The following is a 10324-nucleotide window of genomic DNA, read 5'->3' on the forward strand; positions in this document are numbered from 1 at the left end:
TTCGCATGGCACAGCTCGAGCAGATGGCAGCACCCGGTTCCGAGTGGTGGCGCACCGCCGTCATCTATCAGATCTATCCCCGGTCCTTCGCGGACGCATCCGGCGACGGCATCGGCGACCTGCCGGGCATCACCGCGCGGCTCGACGACCTCAAGAGCCTGGGGGTCGACGCGATCTGGCTGAGCCCGTTCATGACGAGCCCGCAGATGGATGCCGGTTACGACGTCGCCGACTACCGCGACGTCGACCCGCTGTTCGGCACGCTCGCCGACTTCGACGAGATGATCGCCGAGGCGCACGCCCGTGGCATCCGCCTCATCGTCGACCTCGTGCCGAACCACTCCTCTGACCAGCACGTCTGGTTCCAGCAGGCGCTGAAGGCCGCCCCCGGCAGCCCCGAGCGCGCCCGCTACGTCTTCCGCGACGGACGCGGCGAGAACGGCGAACTGCCGCCGAACAACTGGGAGAGCGTGTTCGGCGGCGGCATGTGGGAGCGCATCACCGAAGCCGACGGCACCCCCGGCCAGTGGTATCTGCACATCTTCGACGCCACGCAGCCCGACTTCGACTGGACCAATGAAGAGGTGCGCGAGGAGTTCCGCAGCATCCTGCGCTTCTGGCTCGACCGCGGCGTCGACGGGTTCCGCGTCGACGTGGCGCACGGCATGGTGAAAGAAGCCGGCCTGCCCGACTACGCCCCCGTCGCCGATGCCGACTCGATGGGCGGCGGCGAAGAGAGCGTCCCCTACTGGGGCCAGGACGGCGTGCACGACATCTACCGCGACTGGCACAAGGTGCTCGCCGAGTACGACGGCGACCGTGCCCTCTGCGGCGAGGCGTGGCTGCCGACGCTGGAGAAGACCGCGCTCTGGGTGCGCCCCGACGAGATGCACCAGACGTTCAACTTCCCGTACCTGATGACCCCATGGGATGCCGAGGAGCTGCGCTCTGTCATCCGCGAATCGCTCGACGCTTTCGGCGCGGTCGGCGCCCCGAGCACCTGGGTGCTGTCGAACCACGACGTGATCCGGCATGCGTCGCGCCTGGCGCTCACCGCCGACAGCCCGCAGGGCGAGGGCCTCGGGCCGAACTCCGCCGGCAAGCCCGACCCGGCGATCGGTCTCTCCCGAGGCCGTGCCGCGACCACGCTCATGCTCGCGCTGCCCGGTTCGGCGTACGTGTACCAGGGCGAGGAACTCGGGCTTCCCGAGGCGATGGAGATCCCCGACGAGTTCCGGCAGGATCCGACCTGGTTCCGCACGAACGGCGAGCGCTATGGACGAGACGGATGCCGCGTGCCGCTGCCCTGGTCGGCAGACGCTCCCGCATTCGGCTTCAACGACACCGGTGCTTCGTGGCTGCCGCAGCCGGAGGAGTGGGCGAACTTCGCACGCGAAACCGAAGAGGCAGACCCCGACTCGACGCTGAACCTGTACAAGACGCTGATCGCCGAGCGCCGCGAGCGGTCGCTGGGCACCGGCACGCTGGTGTGGGAAGACGCGGGGGCGGATGCTGTGGCATTCCGCCGAGACGACCTGCACGTCGTCGCCAACCTCGGCGATGCGCCGATCGCACTGGGCGACGGCGTCGCTTTCGTCGCGCAGAGCGAGCCGTTCGACGGCACGGCACTGCCTCCGAACGCGTCTGCCTGGTTCACGCGCGCCTGACAGCATCCGGCCATCCCTTGAGAAACCACTTCCTGCGTGAGAAACCGCGTGGGACGTGGTTTCTCACGCGCAGTATGGTTTCTCACGGGGCTGGACGCGGGACGGGACTCGGGCTGGGACCCGGGACGGGACCCGGGCTGGGACCCCGGCTGGGATCCGGCCGAACAGACACGAGCAGCACAGGGAGCGTGTGACGTGGTGAGTATCGACGAGGTGGCGAAGCTCGCCGGGGTGTCGACCGCGACGGTGTCACGCGCGCTCAGCGGCCGCGGGCACGTGTCGCCAGCGTCGCGAGAGCGGGTGCAGACGGCGGCGGAGAGTCTCGGTTACGTGGTCTCATCGCGGGCGTCGAGCCTGGCATCCGGCCGCACGCAGAACGTCGGCGTGGTCGTGCCGTTTCTCGATCACTGGTTCTTCAGCACGGTGCTGTCGGGAGCGTCGAGCGCCCTGATGCGCGCCGATTACGACATCACTCTGTACAACATCACCGCTGACGACAGCGTGCGGCACGAGGTGTTCTCGACGTTCCTGCGTCGTCAACGAGTGGATGCCGTGATCGCCGTCTCCATCGAGCTGAACGACGACGAGACCGGGCAGCTGCTCGCCCTGGGGCTGCCCGTTGTCGCGATCGGCGGGCCGAACCCGCGCCTGCCGACTCTGACCGTTGATGATCTGACCGTCGCTCGGCTGGCGACCGAGCACCTCATCGGTCTCGGCCATCGCGACATCGCCCATATCGGCGCGAGTGCCGAGTTCGACCGGGACTTCCACATCCCGACCCAGCGTCGGCTCGGCTTCGAACAGGCGCTGACGGATGCCGGGATTCCGCCGACCACGGCGTTCCTCGAACCCGCCGACTTCACCGTCGATGGCGGCTTCCGCGCAGCCAAGCAGCTGCTGGGCAGACCGGGGCCTCGGCCGACGGCGATCTTCGCAGCATCCGATGAAATGGCGATCGGGGCGATCCTCGCCGCCCGTGAGCTCGGATTCCACGTGCCAGGAGATCTCTCGGTCGTCGGAATCGACGGTCACGAGTTGGGCGAGTTCTTCCAGTTGACCACGGTCGATCAGTTCCCGCTGGGGCAGGGCGAGCGGGCCGCGGGCGCGATCCTCGCCCAGCTCGAGGGAGAGCCGGATGCCGCAGTCGGCGGCGATCTGCCCTTCGAGCTCATCGTCCGCGGGACGACGGCCCGCGCCCGCTGAGCCGCGGCACGCGACCTCGCCGCTTCGCGCCCCTTCTTCACCGAGAAACCACTTGCCGTCCGAAAAACCACGTGGCAGGTGGTTTCTCGTGCAGGAAGTGGTTTCTCGACGGGATGGGAGTCGGCGGGAACCAGGTCGTGGGGTGGAGCGGCAGTAGCCGCGCTCAGGCGGCGAGCGCGGGCGTGCGACCTCGTCGCCGCGCGGCACGTGAGATGCCCAGGTGCAGCACCAGCGTCACGACGAGCACGACGGCGGATGCCGGGACCAGCCCATCCGCAGGAAGACCCGCGACCAGCAGCGCGCCGCCCAGGATCCCACCGAGGGCAGAGCCCAACTGCATCCCGCTGGCATTCAGCGCGAGCACCAGAGCCATCGACCCGGGCGCGAGGTCGCCGAGCCGCGACTGCAGCGCGACGCCGGAACCTCCGTTGAACAGTGCGCAGGCGAAGAACCAGGCGAAGGCTGCGACCGCGCCGCCAAAGCCGGGAAGCATCAGTCCGGCGGTGCCGAGCAGAGCGACGGCGATGAGCACGCCGATGATGAGCGTGATCACGCTGACCGGAGCGAAACGGTCATTCGCGCGTCCGGAGATGATGTTGCCGATCAGGCTCACCAAGCCGTAGCCGAACATGGCGGCGATGATGGCCGCGGCGCCGTCGACGCGGGGACCGAAGATCAGCGTGGCGTAGGTGAAGCAGAGATAGCTGGCGCACATGATGCCGGTGGCGACGAGGATCGCCCCGATGAGCACCGGCTGCTTCAGCGGACGCAGCGTCTCGCGCAGAGACAGTGCGGGCAGGTGCAGCTTCGGCACGTTGATCAGGATGCCGATCAACGCGATCGTGCCTACGACTGCGACGAGGTAGAGCGGCAGTCGCCAGTCCAGCTGACCGATGACCAGGCCAACCGGCACGCCGAGCGCGGTGGCTACGAGGAATCCGCCGACGACGAAAGACAGTGCACGCCCCCGGCGGTCCGGCTGGCTCTTGGCGAGGACGTAGGCGCTCACCACCGCGGTGAGCAGCGCGCCGCCGACCGCCGAGACGATGCGGCCGGCCATCGCGATGGCATAAGTGGGAGCCAGTGCGATCACCAGATTACCGATGACGAATAGCGCCAACGAACCGGCGATCACGGCCTTGCGCTCCCAGGCCCCGGTGAGGGCGCTGAGCACCGGTCCCGCCACCGCCGCAGTCAGCGCGAAGATCGCGACGAGCTGCCCGGCGGCCGCGTTCGATACGTCAAGGTCATCGGCGATCTGAGGCAGCAGCCCCGCCAGCACGTACCCATCGATACCCATCGAGAAAGTCGCCAGCGCCAACCACAGCAGAGCACCGAACCCGGCTGGACGCGCCTCGCTAGTCACCACAGATCATCACTGATCCATCCAACCAGACTGGGTGGCTGGGGCGCCCATCGGCTGGTCGCCCACTTCGACAAGCTCAGGGCCCCAGAGGCGAGCGCGATGACTATGCTCAGGCCATGACCGTCGATCTCGAAGCGCTCTACATCGACTTGCACCAGCATCCGGAGCTGTCGTTCCAGGAGACGCGCACAGCCGGCATCGCCGCAGGTCACCTTCGCGATCTGGGCCTGGATGTGCACGAGGGCATCGGCGTCACCGGGGTGATCGGCGTGCTCACCAACGGTGAGGGCCCCGTCGTCTGGCTCCGCGCCGACATGGACGGCCTGCCCGTCGCCGAGAGCACCGGCCTCGACTACGCATCGACCGCGACCGGCGTCGACCCCGATGGCATCACCGTGCCGATCATGCACGCCTGCGGGCACGACATGCACGTGACGGCGATGATCGGCACCGTCGAGCGCCTCGTCGCCGAGCGCGCAGCGTGGCAGGGCACGCTCGTCATCGTCATCCAGCCCGCAGAAGAGTACGGGTCCGGTGCACGGGCGATGCTCGACGACGGCGCGCTGGACCGCTTCCCGCGACCCGATATCGTGCTGGGCCAGCACGTCGTGCCGCTGCCTGCTGGGGTGATCGGTGTGCGTCCGGGCCCGCAGATGTCAGCATCCGACGGCCTTCAAATCGTCATGCATGGACGCGGCGGACACGGTTCGCGACCGCACGCGACGATCGATCCGATCGTGATGGCGGCGGCAACCGTGATGCGTCTGCAGACGGTGGTCTCTCGAGAGATAGACCCGCAGGAACTCGCCGTGGTGACGGTGGGGTCGTTCCATGCCGGCACGAAGAACAACATCATCCCGGCGGATGCCACGTTGCAGCTCAGCCTGCGATACCCAGACGAGCATCTGCGCGAGAAGCTGCTCGAGAAGGTGGGGCGGATCGTGCACGCCGAGGCCATCGCCTCAGGCGCCGAGCGCGAACCCGAGATCATGACGCTGCACACCCTGCCGGCCACGATCAACGATGCGGATGCCACGGCACGCCTCACTGCAGCGTTCCAGAGCGCCTTCGGCGAGCAGTCCGTGATCGACCCCGGATTGTTCACCGGCAGCGAGGACGTCTCGTGGTTCGCTCGGGATGCCGGCGTGCCGCTGGTGTTCTGGTTCTGGGGCGGCGCAGACCCGGTTGCGTTCGCCGACGCGTTGGCGAACGACACGGTCAACAGCAGCATCCCTACGAATCATTCGCCGTACTACGCGCCGGTCATCCACCCCACCATCGAGATCGGCGTGACGGCTCTCGTCATGGCTGCACGCGAGTTCTTGGCGTAAGCCTTCACGTCTGGAGGGCTGGCCCTTCGACGGGCTCAGGGACCCAACTGGCGGCTACAGGGGGCGGACGGTGATCGTCTCGTCGCCGCGGCGCAGCGTGCGCAGGCAGCGCGAGCAGAGGATCTCGACGACGCGCGGATGCCCTTCGCCGCACGCGCAGTCGATGCTGACGCGCCAGCGGGCACGCCGTCCGCATGCGATGTAGTCGGTCTCGGTACCGTGGTCGCATTCGCAGCGGGGCTTGCCGTCGCCGTCCAGCGAAGGCAGCTCGATCGTGTCGAGCTTCTCGTCGGATTCGATCAGCGTGTCAGTGTCGTGCATCACCAATATCATCGCATCCTCGGTGCGGCCGCGCCCCTCAGGCTTCGATGACCTTCTGGTTGATCTCATGCGCCTCGCGATGCAGGCGCTCCATGCGCAGGTCGAGCTCGCCGGCAGCATCCGCCGCGTCGGTGAGGCTCTGCACGAGGTGCGACGGCACATTTCCGTCGAACTTGTAGTGGATCTTGTGCTCGAGGCTCGCCCAGAAGTCCATCGCGATGGTGCGGAACTGCACCTCGACCGGCACCGAGACCGTGCCCGTCGAGAGGAACACCGGCACCTCGATGATCGCGTGCAGGCTGCGATAGCCGTTCGATTTGGGCGCGGCGATGTAGTCCTTCACCACGCGCACCGTGATGTCATCCTGCTGGGTGAGCAGGTCGAACAGTCGATACACATCGCTGACGAAGCTGCAGGTGACGCGCACTCCGGCGATGTCGGTGATCACCTCGCGGATCGACTCGAAGTCGGCTTCGATGCCGCGCCGCGCCACCTTCTCGACGATACTGTCGGGCGATTTCAAGCGACTCTTCACATGCTCGATCGGGTTGTACGCGTGCATGTGCGTGAACTCGTCCTGCAGAATCGAGATCTTCGTCTCGACCTCGCGCATCCCGAATTCGTATTCGCGCAGAAACCTCTGGAATGCGTCGCGCAGCTGCTTCGCCTCTGCGATCGCGGCATCGTCCACCGAAACGGTCGTCATACTTCGACGCTACGCATTCGTGATCGGAATCGGCTGGATATCTCGGGTCGAACAGACCCCGAATGCGGATGCTACGCGTCCCGCGAACGCCACAGCAGCCAGACGAAGTACGGCGCTCCCAGCAGTGCGACGACCAGCCCAGCGGGAAGCTGGGCGGGCGCCAGAATGCTGCGGCCGACAGCATCCGCCACCCCGACGAGCACCGCACCGAGCACCACCGCGACCGGGATCACCCGCGCGTGCCGCGAGCCCACCAGGGCACGCGCAGCGTGCGGCGCGACCAGCCCCACGAAGCCGACCACGCCGACTGCCAGCACGCTCAGCGCCGCCAGCAGCGCGGCGGTCGCGAGGAGCGCCAGTCGAGTGCGCTCGAGGCGGATGCCGAGCAGACGCGGCGTGTCTTCATCCATCGTGACGATGTCGAGCTCGCGTCGCTGCGAGATCACGAACGGCAGCGCGACGAGCAGCACGATCGCCAGCGGGATCACCTGCTCCCAGAGGCGGCCGTACGTGGTGCCAGAAAGCCAGGTGTAGATCTTCGGGGTGTCCCACGGGTTCGCGCGCAGCAGCACGAAAGTCGTGAGAGCCGTCGCGCCGTACGAGACTCCGATGCCGATCAGAATGAACCGATCGGCGCTGATCCCGCCCTTCCACGCCAGGCCGTATACGAGCAGGAAGGCGAGCAGGGCACCGATGACAGCGGCGGCCAGCATCCCGAACGTCGATGCCCACGCGCTGGTGACGATGAGCACCGCGCCGAGTCCGGCGCCGCCGGTGATGCCGAGCAGGCCCGGCTCGGCGAGCGGGTTGCGGCTGACGGCTTGGGTGATGGTTCCGGCCAGCGCGAGGGCGGCGCCCGCGATCACGGCCGCGATCACCCGCGGCGAGCGCTCGTCCAGCGCGAACGACACCACCGGTGGCGCCTGCTGCTGCAGCCAGAGCAGGATGTCGCCGGTGAGCAGCGGGGTGGCGCCGACCAGCATCCCGATCAGAATGACGGTCGCGAGCCCCGCGATTCCGATGGCAAGCACGATGACGAAGCGCCGGGTGCTGCGCACGCCGAAGCGGATCATCGGCGGCTGACGGGTCGGCCCGGCATCGCGCAGACGGCGGGCCATGACGACGAGCACGATCGCGCCGAGGATCGTGGTCGCCACGCCGGTGGGCACGGCGATGGCGCCCTCGGCGCCGATGATCGCGCGCAGCACGGCATCCGCCAGAATCACGACGAGAGCGCCGATGAGGCCGGATGCCGGAATCAGCAGTCCGTGCTTGCCGAGTGCGGGCACGATCCGCGAGAGCAGTCGGGCGAGCACCGGGGCGCAGAGTCCGACGAATCCGACGGGGCCGGCGAGCGTCACGGCGGCAGCGGTGAGCAGCACCGACAGCAGGATGCCGAAGACGCGCGTCGAGCGGATCGGCACGCCCAGCGACGACGCGGTGTCATCGCCCAAAGCGAGCACATTCAGGCGGCGGGTCATCAGGAAGGTGGCGGCGAGCGCGACCGCGATGACGGGAGCCACGCGCGCGAAGTTGTCGAGGCCCAGCTGCGACAGGCTGCCGCTTCCCCACGCGAACAGCCCCTTGGTCTCTTCGTCGAAGAGCACGAGCAGGGTGGAGGTTCCCGCCTGCAGTGCCATCGCCAGGGCAGATCCGGCGAGCACGAGCCGGGTCGTCGATGACGCCGCTCCTCCGGCGAGGCCCAGCACGAGCGCTGCGGCGAGCAGCCCGCCGATGAACGCGACGATGCCGGACGCCCAGATCGGCACGCTCAGCCCGAACGCCGTGATCGCGGTGATCGCGAAGTAGGCGCCGGCGGTGACACCGAGCGTGTCGGGAGAGGCGAGCGGGTTGCGAGAGAGCGACTGCATGAGCAGCCCCGCCACGCCCAGCGCAATCCCCACGGCGACACCCGCGGCGAGCCGCGGCAGGCGGGAGCCGAACAGGATGTCGGGCTCGGCGAAGACCTGGCCACTGGTGCCCTGGGTGAGATGCCATGCGGATGCCACAACGAGCAGCACCACGAGCGCGAGCAGCACGCCGACAGCAGTACCGGATGCCGCGAAGCGCGCGCTTCGTGGCCGCGAGGTCACTTCGTCATCACGTCGACGTAGGCGTCGATGATCTGCTCGGCCGAACGCGGGCCGCCGAAGGTCCAGATGCCGGCGGGGAAGGCGTGGATGCGGTCTTCCTTCACCGCGGGGATCGAAGCCCAGGCCGGGTTCTTCGCGGCGGCGTCGATGAAGCTCTCCGAGTCGGGGTCGTTCGTGCCGGTGTGCAGCAGCGTCGCGTCGCCGATGGTCGTCATGCCCTCGATGTCGGTCTGTCCGAGCCCGTAGGCTGCGTCGACCTCGCCGGTCCAGGCGTTCTTCAGCCCGAGTTGCTCACCCAGGTCGCCGATCAGCGAACCCTTGCCGAACGGACGCAGCGAGACGTTGCCGCCGTCGACCCAGCCGTCGAAGAACACGAAGTCGTGCCCGTCGAGCGAGGCGTCGGCCACGGCATCCTTCGCCTCAGCCAGCTTCGTGTCGAACTCCGCAGTGACCGTCTCGGCGCGCTCTCCGCGACCGGTCGCCTGAGCGATCAGATCGAACGTGCTCAGCATCTGCGCGATCGGATCCTTCGCGTCGGCGCCGAGCGTCGCCAGCACCGGAACGCCGTACTTCTCGAGCTGCGCGATGATCGCGTCATCGCGCGTGTAGGCCTCCACGATGACCAGGTCTGGCTCTGCGGCGAACAGCGCATCGAGGTTCGGCTCCTGGCGGGTGCCGACATCCTTGACGTCTTCGGGCAGCTTCTCGGCCGTGTCCCAGGTGCGGTAGCCGTCAGCATCCGCCACCGCGACCGGCGTCAGGCACAGCGAGAGGACGTCTTCGATCTGCTGCCATTCGAGCACGGCCACCTTCGAGGCGGGCTTGTCGAGCTTCACGGAGCGCCCGAATGCGTCGGTGAGCTCGACCGCACCAGTGGCGGTGGTCGTGGTGTCGGTGTCGCAACCGGCCCCGGAAGCGGTCGGCGCCTTCTCGTCAGCGGGCTTCGGGTAGGCCTGTGTCGTGCCGCACGCGGTGAGCGCGAGGGTGAGCGCGCCGAGGGCGGCAAGGGCTGCGAGGGGCTTGTTCATCGAAAGGGTCTCCAAAGTGGGCGAAGCAAAAGCGGGGATGTGGTCAGGCGGGGACGGCAGTGAGGCGCCGGACACGATTGTGGTGTCTGCCGCGTGGTGCGACGTGCACACGACCGGTGCGCGCGTCGACGTCGGCATCAATGGGCAGACCGTACACCTCGGAGAGCAGCGCAGACGTGAGCACCTCGGCGGGCATTCCGGCCGCATGCACGCGACCGCGGTGCATCAGCACGACCTCATCCGCGACGGCGGCCGCGTGATCGAGGTCGTGCAGCACGACGCCCACCGCGGTGCCGCGGTCCGCGAGGTCGCAGATGAGGTCGAGCGTTTCGATCTGGTACCGCAGATCGAGGTGGTTCGTGGGCTCGTCGAGCAGCAGGATGCCGGTGTCCTGGGCGAGCGCCGTCGCCAGCCACACCCGCTGCAACTCTCCGCCGGAGAGTTCGTCGACAGCGCGGTGGGCCATCTCGTCGAGCCCGGTGAGTGCGAGGGCACCGGCGATGGCCCGCCGATCGGCATCCGTCGTCTGCGCGAAGCGCCCTCGGTGCGGATGCCGGGCTATAGGCCAAAAGGAGTGGATGGGATCTTGATCTAGGCGCGTGTTTCTGC

9 protein-coding genes are annotated in these 10324 nt (G+C 68.1%); 3 read left to right on the forward strand and 6 right to left on the reverse strand.

Features of this window, described 5'->3' with window-relative positions:
* Window positions 1-5 precede the first annotated feature (5 nt).
* Both FM104_RS13875 and FM104_RS13880 read left to right on the forward strand, forming a co-directional pair.
* Window positions 6-1667: a glycoside hydrolase family 13 protein gene (locus FM104_RS13875; RefSeq protein ID WP_087132824.1), complete on the forward strand. Its 1662-nt coding sequence runs from the start codon at window positions 6-8 to the stop codon at window positions 1665-1667.
* A gap of 195 nt (window positions 1668-1862) precedes the next feature.
* Entirely contained in the window at window positions 1863-2870 is a 1008-nt protein-coding gene (locus FM104_RS13880) for a LacI family DNA-binding transcriptional regulator (RefSeq protein WP_087132825.1), read from the forward strand.
* 163 nt (window positions 2871-3033) lie between these two features.
* Here the strand turns inward: FM104_RS13880 and FM104_RS13885 are convergent, their stop codons facing one another.
* Window positions 3034-4236 carry an MFS transporter gene (locus FM104_RS13885; RefSeq protein WP_256971676.1) on the reverse strand — a complete coding sequence of 401 codons (1203 nt, stop codon included), beginning with the start codon at window positions 4234-4236 and terminating at the stop codon, window positions 3034-3036.
* A 116-nt stretch (window positions 4237-4352) separates the two neighbouring features.
* On the opposite strand from FM104_RS13885, the gene FM104_RS13890 reads away from it, so the two are divergent.
* A complete protein-coding gene (locus FM104_RS13890; RefSeq protein ID WP_087132826.1) occupies window positions 4353-5567 on the forward strand; it encodes an amidohydrolase in 1215 nt (404 codons plus the stop codon).
* 54 nt (window positions 5568-5621) lie between these two features.
* Here FM104_RS13890 and FM104_RS13895 read toward each other — a convergent pair whose 3' ends face one another.
* From FM104_RS13895 to FM104_RS13915, 5 genes are all read right to left on the reverse strand, one after another.
* Complete coding sequence (locus tag FM104_RS13895) at window positions 5622-5888, reverse strand: hypothetical protein (protein WP_087132827.1); 267 nt, start codon at window positions 5886-5888, stop codon at window positions 5622-5624.
* A gap of 37 nt (window positions 5889-5925) precedes the next feature.
* Window positions 5926-6594, reverse strand: a complete 669-nt coding sequence (locus tag FM104_RS13900; protein ID WP_087132828.1) for a GTP pyrophosphokinase — start codon at window positions 6592-6594, stop codon at window positions 5926-5928.
* Between the two features lie 71 nt (window positions 6595-6665).
* Window positions 6666-8687 carry an iron ABC transporter permease gene (locus tag FM104_RS13905; RefSeq protein WP_087132829.1) on the reverse strand — a complete coding sequence of 674 codons (2022 nt, stop codon included), beginning with the start codon at window positions 8685-8687 and terminating at the stop codon, window positions 6666-6668.
* On the reverse strand, window positions 8684-9715 hold the full coding sequence (locus FM104_RS13910) for an iron-siderophore ABC transporter substrate-binding protein (RefSeq protein WP_087132830.1): 1032 nt from the start codon (window positions 9713-9715) through the stop codon (window positions 8684-8686). Before FM104_RS13910 ends, FM104_RS13905 begins: the two co-directional genes overlap by 4 nt.
* Window positions 9716-9758: 43 nt before the next feature.
* Window positions 9759-10324: ABC transporter ATP-binding protein (locus tag FM104_RS13915; RefSeq protein WP_143738429.1), on the reverse strand; the 566-nt coding region annotated here is incomplete at its 5' end.

The organism is Microbacterium esteraromaticum, from assembly GCF_900163815.1.
GTDB classification, from domain to species: domain Bacteria; phylum Actinomycetota; class Actinomycetes; order Actinomycetales; family Microbacteriaceae; genus Microbacterium; species Microbacterium esteraromaticum_B.